This window comes from Mangrovimonas sp. CR14, assembly GCF_011764015.1.
Taxonomy (GTDB): Bacteria; Bacteroidota; Bacteroidia; order Flavobacteriales; family Flavobacteriaceae; genus Mangrovimonas; species Mangrovimonas futianensis.
The window spans coordinates 207,650-226,241 of the sequence record NZ_JAAFZY010000003.1; the positions used below are offsets into that span (position 1 = coordinate 207,650).

The window sequence follows — 18,592 nt, forward strand, 5'->3', positions numbered from 1 at the left end:
GCTCCCTTTCTTATTTTACTTCTAAAATTCTTTTACTGATTTAAAATTATTTTCTTCGTATAAGAGTTCCCTCCTTGTTTAATGGTTAATACATACATACCATTTTGAAAATGACTCAAATCATATTTTTTATTGAAAGTACTTGAAGTTGCGCTTATAGCTTCATTAATTAAAATATTACCCATCATATCGTGAAGGTAAATGGCCGTAATTCTTTCAGCGCCACCTCTCACTTTAATATGAATAAAGTTCTTTGTTGGATTAGGAAATACTGAAAAATCAAAAGCATAATTTTGCTCTCCAGAGTCCGAACCACTACCTAAGTTGTTACAATCCTGATCCACCAACACCATAACACTATCGGTTTGAGAATTAATCCCATTTGACACTACCACAAAATATTCCGTAGTTTCATCAGGACTTACATCTATGCTTTGTGTTGTCGCTCCATTACTCCATAGATAAGTTAATCCACCTTCTGCAAATAACTCAACACTTTCTCCCAAACAAATTTCTTCATCTTCTCCTGCATATGCATTCACTAAAGGAACTACATTAACTATTACACTATCTATTGAAGAACATTCGCCGGTTGTTACCGTTACCTCATAGGTCGTGGTTGCCGATGGGCTTACCTCAATACTCTGGGTCGTTGCCCCGTTGCTCCACTGATAGCTCTCACCACCGGTTGCGGTCAACACAACGGTGGATCCTACTTCCATACTCACATCTGATCCTGCATCTGCTGTTGGTAAGGCATTGACGTTGACAGTGACACTGGCACTTCCGCTCTGCTCACCTTGACTCACGGTCACTGTATATTCCGTAGTGGTATTTGGTGACACTTGAATACTTTGGGTAGTGGCTCCGTTGTTCCATTGATAGCTCTCTCCTTCTGATGCGGTCAATACAGCAGTACTTCCTTCACAGATGGTTACATCATCTCCTGCAGATACAACCAATTCTGGTGTTTCTGGTTGGGTCACTGTTACCGTTACTGAATCTGTGGAAGAACATTCGCCGGTTGTTACCGTTACCTCATAGGTCGTGGTTGCCGATGGGCTTACCTCAATACTCTGGGTCGTTGCCCCGTTGCTCCACTGATAGCCCTCACCTCCGGTTGCGGTCAACACAACTGTAGATCCTACTTCCATGCTCACATCTGATCCTGCATCGGCAGTTGGTAAGGCATTGACGTTGACAGTCACGCTGGCACTTCCGCTCTGCTCACCTTGGCTCACGGTCACTGTATATTCTGTTGTGGTATTTGGTGACACCTCAATACTTTGGGTCGTGGCGCCGTTGTTCCACTGATAGCTCTCTCCTTCTGAGGCAGTCAATACAGCAGTACTTCCCTCACAGATGGTTACATCATCTCCTGCAGACACAACCAATTCTGGTGTTTCTGGTTGGGTCACTGTTACCGTTACTGAATCTGTGGAAGAACATTCGCCGGTTGTTACCGTTACCTCATAGGTCGTGGTTGCCGATGGGCTTACCTCAATACTCTGGGTCGTTGCCCCGTTGCTCCACTGATAGCTCTCACCACCGGTTGCGGTCAACACAACTGTAGATCCTACTTCCATGCTCACATCTGATCCTGCATCGGCAGTTGGTAAGGCATTGACGTTGACAGTCACGCTGGCACTTCCGCTCTGCTCACCTTGGCTCACGGTCACTGTATATTCTGTTGTGGTATTTGGTGATACCTCAATACTTTGGGTCGTGGCGCCGTTGTTCCACTGATAGCTCTCTCCTTCTGAGGCAGTCAATACAGCAGTACTTCCCTCACAGATGGTTACATCATCTCCTGCAGACACAACCAATTCTGGTGTTTCTGGTTGGGTCACTGTTACCGTTACTGAATCTGTGGAAGAACATTCGCCGGTTGTTACCGTTACCTCATAGGTCGTGGTTGCCGATGGGCTTACCTCAATACTCTGGGTCGTTGCCCCGTTGCTCCACTGATAGCCCTCACCTCCGGTTGCGGTCAACACAACTGTAGATCCTACTTCCATGCTCACATCTGATCCTGCATCGGCAGTTGGTAAGGCATTGACGTTGACAGTCACGCTGGCACTTCCGCTCTGCTCACCTTGGCTCACGGTCACTGTATATTCTGTTGTGGTATTTGGTGATACCTCAATACTTTGGGTCGTGGCACCGTTGTTCCACTGATAGCTCTCTCCTTCTGAGGCGGTCAATACAGCAGTACTTCCTTCACAGATGGTTACATCATCTCCTGCAGATACAACCAATTCTGGTGTCTCTGGTTGGGTCACTGTAACCGTTACTGAATCTGTGGAAGAACATTCGCCGGTTGTTACCGTTACCTCATAGGTCGTGGTTGCCGATGGGCTTACCTCAATACTCTGGGTCGTTGCCCCGTTGCTCCACTGATAGCCCTCACCTCCGGTTGCGGTCAACACAACTGTAGATCCTACTTCCATGCTCACATCTGATCCTGCATCGGCAGTTGGTAAGGCATTGACGTTGACAGTCACGCTGGCACTTCCGCTCTGCTCACCTTGGCTCACGGTCACTGTATATTCTGTTGTGGTATTTGGTGATACCTCAATACTTTGGGTCGTGGCACCGTTGTTCCACTGATAGCTCTCTCCTTCTGAGGCGGTCAATACAGCAGTACTTCCCTCACAGATGGTTACATCATTTCCTGCAGATACAACCAATTCTGGTGTTTCAGGTTGGGTCACTGTAACCGTTACTGAATCTGCGGAAGAACATTCGCCGGTTGTTACCGTTACCTCATAGGTCGTGGTTGCCGATGGGCTTACCTCAATACTCTGGGTCGTTGCCCCGTTGCTCCACTGATAGCTCTCACCACCGGTTGCGGTCAACACAACTGTAGATCCTACTTCCATGCTCACATCTGATCCTGCATCGGCAGTTGGTAAGGCATTGACGTTGACAGTCACGCTGGCACTTCCGCTCTGCTCACCTTGGCTCACGGTCACTGTATATTCTGTTGTGGTATTTGGTGACACCTCAATACTTTGGGTCGTGGCACCGTTGTTCCACTGATAGCTCTCTCCTTCTGAGGCGGTCAATACAGCAGTACTTCCCTCACAGATGGTTACATCATTTCCTGCAGATACAACCAATTCTGGTGTTTCAGGTTGGGTCACTGTAACCGTTACTGAATCTGCGGAAGAACATTCGCCGGTTGTTACCGTTACCTCATAGGTCGTGGTTGCCGATGGGCTTACCTCAATACTCTGGGTCGTTGCCCCGTTGCTCCACTGATAGCCCTCACCTCCGGTTGCGGTCAACACAACTGTAGATCCTACTTCCATGCTCACATCTGATCCTGCATCGGCAGTTGGTAAGGCATTAACGGTTACTTGTACTTCATCAGAGTCAGAAACACCACCCTGAGAAACAGTCACAGAATACACCGTAGTTTCATTTGGAGAAACATCAATACTTTGGGTAGTTGCACCTGTACTCCATTCGTAGGAACTTCCTCCACTCGCTGTCAAGGTCGTGGTTCCTCCTTCACAAATAGCAACATTTTCACCTGCAGAGGCAACAACTTGAATTTGATTTACATTTACGGTTATACTATCCTCTGAAGTACAACCATTATTAGTTACATAAACAACATAAGTTGTTGTTTGATTAGGATTGACAACAATCTCATTGGTGGTTTCACCTGTACTCCATTCAATAGACCCTTCAGCATTCACTGATAAATTTGCCGTATCCCCTTGTTCAATAGTAATATCTGAACCTAAATTAATTTCAGGTAATGGATTTACGGTCACTGTTATTTCATCTTCACTACTACATCCATTCTCAACTACAGTTACCGTATACGTAGTAGTACTATTTGGACTTACAGTTGTAGTAGCATTTGTCGATCCAGTACTCCACTCATATGAGTTACCACCTGTTGCCGTAATAGAAACAGATTCACCTTCACAGATAGTTACATCTTCTCCTGCATTTGCAGTTGGTAATGGATTAACTGTTACTTGTACTTCATCAGAGTCAGAAACACCACCCTGAGAAACAGTCACAGAATACACCGTAGTTTCATCGGGTGAAACCTCAATACTTTGTGAAGTAGCACCTGTACTCCAAACATAAGAACTACCTCCATTCGCCGTCAAGGTTGTGGTTCCGCCTTCACAAATATCAACATCTTCGCCAGCTGAAGCTACAACTGTTGGTGTTGAACCAGCCTGTGGGACAGAAACAATCCAAGCAGGAGGATTAGCGTCATTCATTAAACCAGAATTATTCCAATTACTTGCAAAAATTACTTTAGTTCCATTTCTATTTGGAACCGCCATAGACTCATGGCCATATCCAGAGTCATAGTCTGAATGATGTTTTGCATATCTCTCAACTGTATTGGAAGCATCTAATTTTATTGCAAAAATTTCTCTTGAAGCGGTCGGATGATCGGTACAACACCCTTCTGAAACATAGGCCCAACCTGGTCTATTGATATTTCTACAGGAAATATGTCCTCCCCAAATACCAGACTCACCATGAATAGATTGTGGGTAATAATAAAGAGGCGTGATTTGGGCATTGCTAAACCTAATCATTACTAAATAGTACTCATCATTCCAAGTGGAATCATTTCCATATTGAACAAAAACCTCATTACCACTAGCATCAATTCCAAAGTCACCATGGGCCGTATAGTCATAAATATGAGTTTCATTGGTCATATCTATGTTGTATCTTTTCATCCCTTGAGTGGTACCGCTACCATCAGGACGCCAAGAAGCTATGGCATAATTTCCTAAGGAACTAACACTAAACCAATCCAAATCACCATCTGGGATATTTTTGGTTCCGACTACGTTATCATTTTGAATGTCATAAACAATAAGAGTGTTTCCATTCCCAATAAGTCCAACGTATTGGTCATTGTTATCTTGGGTTCCTTCACCATATCCAAAATCAATACTTGAATAATTAGAAAAGGTATGTAATACAGTTGTTTGATCTGTACTTACATTATACTGAACAAACTTATTACCAGAAGTACCATAAATAATATTGGGTTGTGTATTACTCCATCTTCCGTAAGAAGGAATATTAGCCCAATATAAAAATTCATAAGTTTCGCCATCTAAAATGGCTGCTGGATATCCTGCCAATTTAATCAGCGATCCATCAGAGTTCCAAACCTGATCTACGGCATAATTATGTCGCAATCTTGCTGAGGTTGTTCCAAAAACTCCTTTGTCACTTACCCTTGTAATTGAATTTCCGTAAGTACTACCGGTCACTTCTGATAAGTAACCTGGTAAACTAGAACTAGGGGCTTGATAAGCAGAATAATCAATATTGTTCAAATTTTCCTGAGGTGGATAATTTTGAGAAAGTAGGTTAAAAGTTAAGAATAGACTCAAGACAACATATAAATTCCTAGAGCATAGGAATTTAATCCATACAGTTACATTCATTCTCGGGGATTTTGCTATTAATCGAGGCTAAACTATTAAACGACTTAAAAAAAAAATAAGAGGTTTAAACTTATTCGACGAACTACATCAATTAAACAAGTTAATTCCTACTTTTAGTGTATTTTGTAGGATTTAACAACCTCTTAATCGTATAGTTACGTATTTCGTCGGATATTTTTTTTCAGAGAGGATGTTGCACATCAATTATAAGCAGAAATGTAGCGGTTTTTCTACTTTTAAAGGATAATTGAAGATTCAAAATGGGAATAATACCTTATTGAAGTCATTCGGGGTGCAAATATAGTTTTTTATCTAAATAATTAGGAACAATATTCCATATTTAACTAATTTAGTTTTAGCTTTTTAAAAGCGAAACAATGACCCAAAACCAACCTATAAAAAAGCCTACATTGGCATTAGTCATACCCAGTCTTACCCCAGGCGGTGCAGAACGTGTGTTTTCCAATATTGCCAACCACTTGGCAAACAGATATAATATATACATTTTTACCCTCTATAAAGATTTGATTTTTTATGATCTACATCCTTCAATTAAAGTTAACTATTGTCTTGAAGAATACCGATCAAATGTCAATAGGCTAACGTCCTTAAAAATTCATTTTCAATTATTTAGCCGTCTAAAACGTAAAGTTTCAGACATAAATGCCGATTTAATACTTAGCTTCACTACTACAGCTAATTTCTATACGGTTATTTTATCGAAGATTTTAAACATTCCGTCGATAATAAGTGAACGTATTCATCCAAAATACGCCTTAAACAAAGCTTGGCAAATTTTGGTGAGACATAGTTATAAGTACACAACCATTTTAGTAGTTCAAACTGAGGAAATTAAAAATTACTTTAAGAGGTCGCTGAAAGACAATAAGTTGAAAATTATTGAAAACCCCCTTTCAGAGCATTTAATTAGTAAAAAAAACGCAGCATTAAAAAGGAGCAATTCTATTCTGAGCATTGGAAGATTGGAATCTCAAAAAAACCAAGAACTTCTTTTACGGGCATTTAGTAAATTAAACCACAACGACTGGGAATTATTGATCATTGGTTCGGGCAGTCTTTTAGATTATTATAAAGAACTATCCTATACATTAAAAATTGAGTCCCAAGTATCCTTTTTAGGAGCCATAAAGGATGTTTCTCCTTTTTTAAATCAAGAAGGCATTTTTGTTTTAACTTCAAATTTTGAGGGCTCTCCCAACGCCTTGATTGAAGCCATGTATTTTGAAATGCCATGTATTTCAACTGATTGTCCTTCCGGGCCTAATGAATTGATCGTCAATAACCATAATGGCATTTTAATACCTACAAACGATGAACAAAAATTGATTGATGAATTAAATCGATTAATGAACAATTCAGATTTAAGAAATCAATTAGGAAGAGCTGCCAGCGTATCCGTAAACCGGTTCATGCCAGATATCGCCTTAAAAAAATGGGAAGATTTAATTGAAAACACCTTGAAATGATGGATTTAAGAACATTATTACCCACATATAGCGAGAATCAAAAGCAGGATGAATTTTTGTATAAATTCACAGTGTTCACACCAGTTTACAATAGAGCGAAAACTGTTCATAGAGTTTTTGATTCCCTCAAGAACCAAACATTCAAAGACTTTGAGCTTTTAATTATCAATGATGGCTCTAAAGACAATTCAGATGAAGTCATTAGGGAACTTATTAAATCCGCAAACTTTCCGGTGAACTATGTTAACAATGAGATCAATCGCCATAAAATGGCATGCCTCATTCAAGGTTTTTCATTAGCTAAGGGCGAACTGTTCTTAACACTCGATTCTGATGATGAATGTGAAGATAACTCTCTTGAAGTATTTTACTCGAGATACCAGGAAATACCCGAAAACATAAAACCTCTAGTTAGTAGCATGACCTGTATGTGTAAAGATCAATTTGGAAATCCTGTTGGGGATACTTTCGAAACAGATCCTTACTACAGTTCCACTTTCAAAAATATGCTAGACGAAAAGTATCAAAAAGAAAAATGGGGATTGGTGAAAACCAGTATTTTAAGAAATATCGAACTAAGTCCAAAATTATATAGTCAAGGTTATATCCCAGAAGGTGTTCTTTGGTGTTTTCTATCTAAACTCAATTATGAAACTTATTATTTCAATGATTTTTTAAGGACTTATTACATAGACGAGAATGACCAAAATATTTCAAGTGGAACAAGAAAAAATAATCCATTGGGATTAGCAGTATATGCCCTTGGAATTCTCAATTGGTTTCAAAAAGATTTCAATAAAAATCCCAAACTATTTTTAAAGTGGATTTATTATTTATTGCTAGCCTCAAAATACCTGCCCTATAAAAGAAAAGACTACAATCAATCTATTGAAAATCCCTTATTTAAGGCTGTTTTTAATATGGTTTGGCCCATCAAAAACATTGTTATTACTAGAGAATAGTTTTCATGTTGAAAAATCAAATTAATAAAATAATCCAGAATAAAACGGTTTCTAACATTGCTGTAGTTGCCATCATTACCATTTTGGTGAAATTTGTTGGGTTTTACAAAGAAGTAAAAGTTGCAGAAGAGTTTGGTCTTTCTGAGTTACTAGATACTTTTTATATCGCTTTGTTGATCCCGGGCCTGATTAACCAAGTATTTTTAATTTCTTTCAAATCGGTTTTTATTCCAAATTACATTGCAGAATTAAAGGAAAAAAAAGAAGCCGCCTCATTTCAAACAGTGAGTTTTGTTATTACCATTGGCCTTGGACTCATTTTTACCCTTATTTCCTTTTTTTTCACAGACTTTTACTTAGATATTTTCTTTCCAGACCATACAGAATCCTATTACGGCTTGGTTAAGATTCAATTTCATTATCTAGCCCCTTGTTTAGTCATCTGGGGATTAAATGCCCTTCTAAGTGGTATTCTAAATATTTTTGACGAGTTTAAATACTCCTCTGTCTACCCCATTCTGACATCCATATTGATGCTTGTTTGTCTTTTGGGCTTTCAAAATATATTGCAAGAACGTGTACTGGCAGTTGGTATGCTATTAGGTTCTTTAGCTGAATTTATCTTTCTCCTAATTGTTAGTTTACGAAAGGGTATTATCAAGTTCTCAACCCCTGATTTTACCAGTAAAAATACCCGAATGATGTTAAGGGAGTTTCCGGCCAGAATTACATCTAGCTTTTTAACCGGAATGGTCCCTGCTACCGATCAGTATTTTGCCGGACAATTGGCCATAGGCTCCATTACCGCCTTAAATTATGGTTATAAAGTGCCTGCCTTTATTTCGGCGATAGCTATTGTGGCGCTAGGAAATGTCCTTCTTCCCTATTTTTCAAAACTCATTTTGGACAATAAAGAAACTGCTTATGAAAGACTGTATACCATCATAAAGGTTTTGTTTGGAGGCATTTTAGCAGTAATCATTCCTCTATGTTTCCTATCCTATTTTGTTATCGAAATTTTATTTGAAAGAGGTGCCTTTACCGCCAATGACACCAATACAGTAGGCTTGATTCAAATTGTTTACTTTTTGGCACTTCCATTTTCAATATGTACAGATGTACTAGTGAGGTTTTTAACCGGTATCAACAAAAATACATTTATGGCTGTTGTATCTTTCATTAGTCTTCTTTTAAATATTATATTCAACTATATTTTTATGAAATTGTATGGGGTCATGGGGATAGCCCTATGTACCACCGCGATTGAAGCCTTGAAATTTGGAGTCTTTTACATGTATTCCAAAAAGTTGCAAAAAACATGAATCTAGTTATTAGAAATATCATTCTTATACTTCTACTATTGAAGCTAGATAGTTTTGCTCTTATTCATGTTAGTGAGGGGTTGGGTAGCGCATTAAGCTACTTAATGTTGGCGCTATTGGTTTTCTATTATTTTATTTCTGAGAAAACCAAACCTGAATTTTTATTGCTCATTTTAGGATTGTCCTATTTTGTTATTTCTGTTTTTCAATATTATGGGCCAACCAATAATTACATCATTGATTTAATCAAGTTTTTGGTATTTATTATCACTGCCAGTACTCTGGCAAATCAAGCCTCACCTAAAGAAATTGCACTTTATTTATCCATTGGTTCTTTTAGCATTATTGTAAATACTATTGCATTCCCTAATGACTACGGAAGATACAGTGGATTTTATATAAACCCCAACAACGCAGGCCTTATTGCGCTTCTGGGATTTGCTTTTGCATTTGCTGTAAGTAATGTCAAACTGCGAATTGTTTTTCAATTTTTGTGTATTGCTGGAGGAATCATGACGCTTTCAAGGTATTTTTTAATCACCTTAACGCTTATTGCTCTATTATCAGCACTCTATAAAAAATCAAATTTAATAGGTATCCTTTTTGGAGCTATGGCCTTTGTACTGGTACTTTCCAGCGGAAACTTAAAATTAAACACCACTCGTTTCCAAGCCCTTCAAAGTGTCTTTTCAGATGATGTAGATACTCAAACGATTACAAAAGAATCTAGGGAGGAAACTTGGGCCCTGTATAAAACTCCCATACTAAATCATTTACTTTTTGGTAATGGCTATAAGGCAACGCATGGACATGAAAATGACTCAGTTGGCGTGATTACTGGGGTTCACAACACCTATTTGATGGTATTGGGAGACTCAGGGTTTATACCTTTTGTTATTTTAATTTTTATATACATCAGACAACTAGTTAAAAGTGCCAAACACTTTTTTAAACAACCAGAACATTTATATATTGCATTGATATTGGTTACCTTTTTATTAGTAAGTCATAATTATTTTGATAATTACATTGTATTGTTTTTTTCCCTTTGGCTATTTCAAAAAAACAGAGCATTTGAAAATGATTTCATCAAACTAAAAAAGGAATGAGTAAATGTGTGGAATTTACGGAAGTACAAAAATCTATGAACCAGACCAAGTTCAGAAGAAGCTAGAAAGAACCAATTTTAGGGGTCCCGACAAGCTACAACATATAAACATCAACAATAAAGTCGTATTTGGACATAACAGACTGGCCATTGTCGATTTAGATGAAAGGTCAAATCAACCTTTCACTTACCATCATGTACATATTGTATTTAATGGTGAAATTTATAATTTTTTAAGTCTGAAGGATGAACTTGTTCTTAAAGGATACTCCTTTAGAACCACAAGCGATACCGAAGTTATTTGTGCCGCTTACCTTGAATATGGAAATGAATGTGTCAATAAATTTAATGGCATGTTTGCCTTTGTCATCTACGATGAGAAAAATAACATTCTATTTGGAGCCAGAGACCGATTGGGGCAAAAACCGTTTTATTATTATCACAACAAAGGTCACTTTGAATTTGCTAGTCAATTAGCTCCCATTCAGCTTTACAATTCAGATTTAACCATATCAAGTAAATCAATAAGTTATTATTTAGCATGGGGTGATGTTCCAGATCCCTACTCCATTTTTAATGAAGTTAAAAAACTGCCTCCAGGGAATCATTTTACATACCAATTAGATTCCTATAATTTAACGATAAAACCTTACTGGAACATCTCAACCAAACACACCCCTTATTTTCAAGGTTCGTTTGAAGAGGCCAAAGAAGAGCTTAAATCGGTTTTAAAAGATGCCGTAAAGATGAGACTTTTTGCAGATGTTCCCGTAGGGGTATTTCTTTCTGGTGGTGTGGATTCATCAGTAATCGCTGCCATGGCAACACAAACAACAGAGAGCAAAATAAAAACGTTTTCTGTAAAATTTAATGAGAAAAAATTTGATGAGAGTATCTATGCTCAACAGGTTGCGAATCACTTAAAAACGGATCACCATGTTATAGAGTGCAATTATGAAGAAGGTATCGACTTAATCGACAATTTTTCATACTACTACGACGAACCTTTTGCTGATTCCTCCGCCATTCCAAGCATGTTATTATCCAAATACACAAGAGACCAAGTTACAGTTGCTTTGTCTGGTGATGCAGGTGATGAAAATTTTATTGGTTATGAAAGGTATGTTTGGATCAAAAAGGGTAAAATGGCCTTTATGCTTCCTAAACCTGCTCGTCAATTAGCATCAAAAATTCTGCAATTACCTTCTAATTACCGTATCAAAACAATCGGTAAGGTTTTAAATTTCAATGATGTAAATGACATTTACATTGCTGGAATGACAGGTGTTGACACGAGTTGGATTGATTCTGATTTTAATTATCTGGAAGTTGATGAACTGAAATATCTAAAACACAAGGAGAAGAATATTTACGAGCGCATGTCTGATTTTGATCTAAAAACCTACCTTAATTGGGATATCAATACCAAGGTTGATCGTGCCACCATGGCATACTCATTGGAGGCCCGTTCTCCTTTGATGGATTATAGAATAGTAGAGTTTGCAAGATCCCTGCCTACAGAATACAAAATACAGGGTAAAAACCAAAAGCGCATTTTGAAAGAAGTACTTTATGACTATGTCCCTAAAGAAATCTTCGACAGACCAAAAGCAGGCTTCACCATGCCATTTCAAGAATGGTTTAGAGGAACTTTAAAAGATTATGTATTGTCGGAATTAAGTGATTCTGAACTTAATAATATTCCAAACATCAATACTAAAGAAGTTAGTTTAAGAATCAATCAACACATGGATGGATCCTGGAACCGATACCCGCTTATATGGAAACTGTTAGTTTTAAAGCAATGGCTCTCTAAAAATGGAAAAGGCTACTCCATCAAATAATGGAAAAAGACAAAAAACATATAATTTTCATTATTCCTTCTTTGGCTGCCGGTGGTGCCGAAAGAATATTTTCTTTCGTTTCCCAAAAATTGAATAAAGAAAAATTTAAAGTGGAACTTCTTGTAATTGGGAGCGCCCTAGATTCGGTATACCCGATAGACAATGTAGAGACCATCTATTTAAACAAACCAAAGATTTCCAAGGCTTTTTTAAAAATCATCAAAGTATTTAAAAGTAAAAAACCAGATATCGTTTTAAGCTCTATTGCGCATTTAAATTCCATGATGGCTGGCATCTCAATTCTTTTTCCGAACATTAAATTCGTTGCAAGAGAAGCCAATGTGATAAGTGTTTTGGATCAATACAATAAATCCAATGTACTTCCCAAATCAGTTATTGTTAAAACCAACAGGTTCATTGATAGATTCATTGCGCAATCCAAAGACATGAAAGAGGATATGATCAAAAATTTTGGTATTCCTGAAGATAAAATAGAACTTATCAACAACCCCATCACCTCCAAGATCTCTTTAAAAAAATCAACGGTACATTCACTACTCAAATTTATTACCGTTGGAAGATTAAGCAAAGAAAAAGGTCATGACCGAATTTTAAGAGCTTTAGGACAATTGAACTTTCCTTTTTCATATACCATTATTGGGGATGGGAATGAAGCTAAAAATGTTTTTGCATTGGCAAAAGAATTAAATATTCAGAATATCAACCATATACCATTTACTTCGGATGTGGGCAAAGAACTTGGCAATCACGATATATTCCTACAAGGTTCCTATGTAGAGGGATTCCCCAATGTTTTACTTGAATCATGTATGGCAGGGACACCCATAATCGCATTCCAGGCTCCTGGCGGGCTTAACGAAATTATAGAACCAAATATCAATGGTTTAATTGCTCAAAATGAAGATGAATTCATTAGCCACTTGAACCATATCAATCAAGTATTTCCTTTTGAAGCTGAAGAAGTAAGAAAAATTGTTTTGGATCGATTTAATGAGGACAAAATTATTAGTCAATACGAAAATTTGTTACTCAATCTCTAATGAAATCTAAACCTAAAATAGTACTTTTTACCTATGCTCTTTATTTTGGTGGCACAGAAAGAGTTGTAAGTATACTTGCAAATGAACTCGTTAAATATTATGATGTTACAATCATTCTATTTTACAAACAAATTGACTTCTTCATTGATCCCAATATTAAGATCTTAAGCTTATCGAAGCAAAATGAAAAAAGCAAATCCAATCTTGTATCTAAATTGAATGATTATTTGTCGTTTTTTAAATCTTATAAGAAGACATTAATCGAAAATAAAATTGATGTTTCTATTTCCTTTTTAGCTCTGCCCAATGTAATTAATGGCTATGCTAAATCACATTCACCAAAATTAAGAACAATCATAAGTGAACGCTGCTTTCCGTCAAAAAACTATACAGGTATTATTGGTAAAAACCTGAGAAAATGGGCTTTTAAAAAATACTATAACTCCAATGATATCTTATTTTCAAATTCGCAGAATATCAACATAGATCTTAAAAAGAATTTTCATATAAATATGGATACAAGGGTCATCTATAACCCTATTGTTATCGATGCTGAAAAGGATTATTCCTTTCTAAAAAAAGATTCCGAATCCATGAAAATCATAAGTGTTGGCAGGTTTACTTCAGTTAAAAACCATGAAGGAATTATAAGAAGCCTTAAAAAAGTAAACAACCAAATCAGTTTGGATATTTACGGAAATGGTGAACTTGAAGATTATTATAAATCTATCATAACGACAGAAAATCTCCAGAACCGGGTGAATCTTAATAAGGCTGTTCCCAATATTAAAGAAGTTTTAAAAACATGTCATGGTTTTGTTCTTAATTCCCATTCAGAAGGATTTCCAAATGCCCTTTTGGAAGCTATGTCGGTTGGTTTGCCTGTAATAGCAACAAATTGTATGACGGGTCCACTGGAACTGTTAAATGAGAATCAAAAAATCAACATTCCACAAGGAGAATTTCACCTTGCCAAATACGGAATTTTAATAAATGTCAATGACGAAATGGGTCTCGCTAAGGCTATTGAATTTTTATACCACAATGAATCCGAACGCTTAAAATTCAGTAAATTAGGCTTTGAAAGAGCTCAGGATTTTGACATTGAAATAATTGGAAACCAGATCAAACAATTAATAGATACTTTGCTTTAATGTGCGGAATTAACGGAATCATATCATACCATTCAAGTTCTATTGAAGATTTTGAGAATAGGCTTCTTAAAATGAATAATCAAATCATTCATAGAGGTCCCGATGACTCTGGTCATTTTGTTCAAAGAAATTCAACAAATCAAGTGGGGATGGCTATGAGAAGGTTGTCTATTATTGATTTAAATACAGGACATCAACCTATTTATAATCAAGATAAATCATTGGTTATTGTATTCAATGGTGAGATATATAACTATCAAAACTTAAGGTTTGAACTTGAAAATGCTGGAGCTACCTTTCAAACCCAAAGTGACACCGAAGTCATTTTAAAACTTTATGAATTCCAAGGTCCCAAAGCATTTTCAAAGCTGGATGGCATGTTTGCCTTCAGTATTTATGACAAAAAAGAGGAAAAAGTCATAATTGCTCGCGATCTCTTTGGGGAAAAGCCACTCTATTACTATCATGGGCAGAATGAGTTTATTTGGGCTTCTGAGCTTAAGTCGATTGTTTCCTATTTAAATTTTAAGCCTGCTATTTCCAATCAAGGTTTAAGTCTATTTTTAAAACTAACATATATACCAGCGCCTTACACAATTTATAATGACATTTATAAATTAAACGCTAACTCCTATATTGAATTTAACATTCAATCAAATGCATTCAAAACACATTTAATCAACGAGTTAAAAAACTACACAAATACTGAAATTCAATTCTTAAATGCTAAGTCAAAAGTACGTGATTTAGTTATGGAAAGCATAGAATCTCGATCTATTTCAGATGTGCCATTAGGCACTTTTTTGTCAGGAGGTGTGGACTCATCCATCGTGAGTTGGGGATTATCAAAGATTAAAAATGAGAGAATTAATACTTACTCCATTGGCTTTGAAAAGGAGGCGTTTGATGAAACTGACAAAGCCAAAACGGTTGCCAAACTTATAAAAAGTAACCACCATGAGTTTATCTTAAAGGAAAGCGACATTGAAGAAAGTATCCATGAAATTATTTTAAATTTTGACGAACCTTTTGCCGACCCCTCTTCTCTCCCAACCTACATGGTTTCCAAACTTACTCGAGAACACGTCAAGGTTGCTTTAACTGGGGATGGTGGCGATGAAGTGTTTGGTGGTTACAACAAGTATTACATGGGTAAACTGAACACCCATTACACACGTTGGGTTCCAAAAAGCCTTCACAATGCTACTAAAGATTTGACTAATAAATTGCTTTCAAGTAAGGATGATAATCAAGGAATTAAATTCAAACTTAAGAAACTTATTAATTCTGTTGAATATGGCAATTCTTACTATTGGAATATTATAAGTCAAGGCTTTTTACAACCAGAACATATGCTTCAGAAAGACTTTGTTTATGAAAATCCGTTTGATCATTACCAAGAAATCACGAAACACCTAAAATTAAATTCTCTTAATGATTTCAGAGAATTAGATAGACATGTAAGTTTGGAAGGAGATATGTTGGTTAAGGTGGATAGAACAAGCATGTTTGCCTCTTTAGAGTGTAGAGCTCCTTTTTTAAATAAAAAACTCTGGAAATACACCAATTCGCTTCCATCAAGCTTTTTATTGAATGGATGGAATAAAAAACACATCCTGAAGGAAACATTCAAATCTGAATTCCCTGAAGGTTTTCTAGAGAAATCAAAGCAAGGTTTTGTTGTTCCTGTTGGCGATTGGTTACGATCAAGTCTAAAAAAAGAAGTGGCGCATTATGTCTCAAATGAATTTTTAAACAAACAAGGCGTCTTTCAAAAGGATCAAATTCAAGACTTGCTGAACAACCACTTAACCGGAAACATAGATAGTAGCAGACAAGCATGGACATTTTACGTCTTCCAAAAATGGTATGAAAAAAATTATTTATGACAATAGAAAGACGTAAAATTTGTTTAGTAGGCGGCGAAGATGTGCACAAAAGAATCGATCTTTCAAAATATCTAATTGAAGCTGGATTTGAAGTGACGATTATTGGGACAAGTTCCTATAATTTTCCTGACTATATCAGATATGAGAACTACCCTTTGCAAAGGGAGTTTTCACTTTTATCAGACCTCAAGACAATCCAGTGGTACAAAGAATATTTTACAAATAACTCCTTTGATCTGATACACACTTTTGATACCAAACCAGCTTTTCTTTTGCCTATTGCTTTAAGGAAGCAAAATACTCCCGTCAGTAGAACGATTACGGGACTTGGGAAAATTTTCATGAAAAAAGGCCTCTCTTCTTTCATCTTGAAGACCATGTATCAAAAGCTCCACAAATCCATACGGAAAAGAGTTGCTGTTACGGTATTTCAAAATACAGACGATCAAGATTATTTTATTGAAAATCAATTAGCAGATAAGGACCAAACAACCTTAATTTTAAGTAGTGGAATAGAACTAAAAGACATTTCAAAAGTAGCAGCTAGAAAGAGCAATCCTTACACCTTCATTTGCGTTTCAAGATTGGTGTATGAAAAAGGAATCATTAACTATTTAGAGGCCGCAAAGACATTAAAAAGTCAAGGATTTGATTACCGCTTTTTGCTGGTTGGCCCATTGGAGGAAAATAGCGAAAGACTCAATCAATCCATTCTAGATCAATATCAGAATATCGTAGAAATATTGGGTTCCAGAACAGATATCATGGATTTACTTTGTCAATCTGATGCTTTTGTATTACCTACATTCTATGGTGAAGGCTTCCCCAGAGTATTGTTGGAAGCCGCTGCAGTGGGCTTACCCATAATCTCCACAAAGGTCACAGGCGTAACACAATATGTCTACAACAACAAGGAAGCGGCCATTTTAATTGAACCCAACCAAACGAATGCTTTAGTAGAAACCATGAAAGGGTTGGCTGAAAATAAGTACTTGAATGAAGACCTCTCAAAAATTGGGTTGGAGCATGTAAAACAGTTCGGATTAGATAAAATAAGTAAGGAATATATAACTATCTTTGAAACAGCTATTAATCAAAGAAAAATATGAAAATCCCATTTTCACCACCCTACATTACCCAATCCGTATTAGATGAAGTTATGGATTCCTTGCAATCGGGATGGATTACTACCGGACCTAAAGTCAAGAAACTTGAAGAAATGATATGCCATTATACAGGAGCTAAAAATGCTCTTGGCGTGAACTCTGCAACATCAGGTTTAATATTGGCTCTAAAATGGCTGGGAGTCAAAAAAGGTGATGAAGTCATTATTCCTGCTTACACTTATTCTGCAACAGCTCTTGCTGTAATTCATGCTGGAGCTACACCTGTAATGGTAGATGTTAAGGATGATTTTAATATTTCGATTGAAGAAATTGAAAAGAAAATAACTGATAAAACGAAGGCCATTATTCCTGTTGACATTGGCGGTTGGCCATGTGATTATGACGAAATCATGAAAATCACCACCAATTCAAGGCATCTATTTACTCCAGAATCAGTAAATCAGGAGAAATTGGGGAGAATTTTGGTATTATCTGATGCTGCTCATTCATTGGGGGCCAAATACAATGGAACGTATTTAGGTGCATCAGCCGATTTAACTGTATTCTCATTTCATGCAGTCAAAAATGTTACTACTGCAGAAGGAGGTGCCATATGCTTGAATTTACCGGAAGAACCATTCAGTAATGAAGATGAGTATAAATACCTTAGATGCTTTTCTTTAAACGGTCAAACCAAAGATGCATTTACAAAGTCACAAGCGGGTGGATGGAAATACGACATAGTTTACCCAGGAATAAAAGTTAATTTACCAGATGTTTTGGCAGCTATCGGTATTGCTCAATTGCCTGAATATTTTGATTCTACACTTCACCAGCGTAAAGATATTTTTTCATTTTATCAAGATTTTTTTCAGCAAAAGACATGGGCCATTTTACCAAAATTTCAGGATAACGCTAAAGTATCTTCCTGCCATATTTATGCTTTGAGAATAGCCGATTGTAGTGAGGAGCAAAGAGATGAGATTATGAAGAAAATTGCAGAAAAAGAGGTTTCTGTTAATGTTCATTTCCAACCTTTGCCTCTACTATCCGTTTTTAAGGATATGGGGTTTGAAATTGCAGATTTCCCTAGTGCCTATCAACAATATAAATGCGAAATCTCACTTCCTATTTATCCGCAACTAAAAGAAGAGCAATTAAACTTTATCACCCAAACTGTGAGTGAAGCAGTTGAATCTGTCTTATGATTAA

11 protein-coding genes are annotated in these 18,592 nt (G+C 36.7%); 10 read left to right on the forward strand and 1 reads right to left on the reverse strand.

The window, feature by feature from the left end; genetic code table 11:
- Nucleotides 1-32 precede the first annotated feature (32 nt).
- On the reverse strand, nt 33-5,447 hold the full coding sequence (locus tag GZ212_RS06975) for a T9SS type A sorting domain-containing protein (RefSeq protein WP_166958478.1): 5,415 nt from the start codon (nt 5,445-5,447) through the stop codon (nt 33-35).
- A gap of 377 nt (nt 5,448-5,824) precedes the next feature.
- Between GZ212_RS06975 and GZ212_RS06980 the strand changes: the two genes are divergently transcribed.
- Genes GZ212_RS06980 through GZ212_RS07025 form a run of 10 tightly spaced genes read left to right on the forward strand, consistent with a single transcriptional unit; the run spans nt 5,825 to nt 18,588 of the window.
- Entirely contained in the window at nt 5,825-6,934 is a 1,110-nt protein-coding gene (locus tag GZ212_RS06980; protein ID WP_166958479.1) for a glycosyltransferase family 4 protein, read from the forward strand.
- A complete protein-coding gene (locus GZ212_RS06985) occupies nt 6,931-7,896 on the forward strand; it encodes a glycosyltransferase family 2 protein (RefSeq protein WP_240923779.1) in 966 nt (321 codons plus the stop codon). Before GZ212_RS06980 ends, GZ212_RS06985 begins: the two co-directional genes overlap by 4 nt.
- 5 nt (nt 7,897-7,901) lie before the next feature.
- Nucleotides 7,902-9,218 (forward strand): murein biosynthesis integral membrane protein MurJ, encoded by a 1,317-nt coding sequence (gene murJ, locus GZ212_RS06990; protein ID WP_166958481.1) that lies wholly within the window; start codon nt 7,902-7,904, stop codon nt 9,216-9,218.
- Entirely contained in the window at nt 9,215-10,327 is a 1,113-nt protein-coding gene (locus GZ212_RS06995) for an O-antigen ligase (protein ID WP_166958483.1), read from the forward strand. Before murJ ends, GZ212_RS06995 begins: the two co-directional genes overlap by 4 nt.
- A 4-nt stretch (nt 10,328-10,331) precedes the next feature.
- On the forward strand, nt 10,332-12,170 hold the full coding sequence (gene asnB, locus GZ212_RS07000) for an asparagine synthase (glutamine-hydrolyzing) (RefSeq protein ID WP_166958485.1): 1,839 nt from the start codon (nt 10,332-10,334) through the stop codon (nt 12,168-12,170).
- The gene (locus tag GZ212_RS07005; RefSeq protein ID WP_166958487.1) at nt 12,170-13,231 is read left to right on the forward strand and encodes a glycosyltransferase; all 1,062 of its coding nucleotides are present in this window, start codon (nt 12,170-12,172) and stop codon (nt 13,229-13,231) included. Before asnB (GZ212_RS07000) ends, GZ212_RS07005 begins: the two co-directional genes overlap by 1 nt.
- Nucleotides 13,231-14,385: a glycosyltransferase gene (locus GZ212_RS07010; protein ID WP_166958489.1), complete on the forward strand. Its 1,155-nt coding sequence runs from the start codon at nt 13,231-13,233 to the stop codon at nt 14,383-14,385. Before GZ212_RS07005 ends, GZ212_RS07010 begins: the two co-directional genes overlap by 1 nt.
- Entirely contained in the window at nt 14,385-16,274 is a 1,890-nt protein-coding gene (asnB, locus tag GZ212_RS07015; RefSeq protein ID WP_166958491.1) for an asparagine synthase (glutamine-hydrolyzing), read from the forward strand. Before GZ212_RS07010 ends, asnB (GZ212_RS07015) begins: the two co-directional genes overlap by 1 nt.
- Nucleotides 16,271-17,383 carry a glycosyltransferase gene (locus GZ212_RS07020; protein WP_166958493.1) on the forward strand — a complete coding sequence of 371 codons (1,113 nt, stop codon included), beginning with the start codon at nt 16,271-16,273 and terminating at the stop codon, nt 17,381-17,383. The genes asnB (GZ212_RS07015) and GZ212_RS07020 overlap by 4 nt, the downstream gene beginning before the upstream one ends.
- Nucleotides 17,380-18,588, forward strand: a complete 1,209-nt coding sequence (locus GZ212_RS07025; protein ID WP_166958495.1) for a DegT/DnrJ/EryC1/StrS aminotransferase family protein — start codon at nt 17,380-17,382, stop codon at nt 18,586-18,588. The genes GZ212_RS07020 and GZ212_RS07025 overlap by 4 nt, the downstream gene beginning before the upstream one ends.
- Nucleotides 18,589-18,592 lie beyond the last annotated feature (4 nt).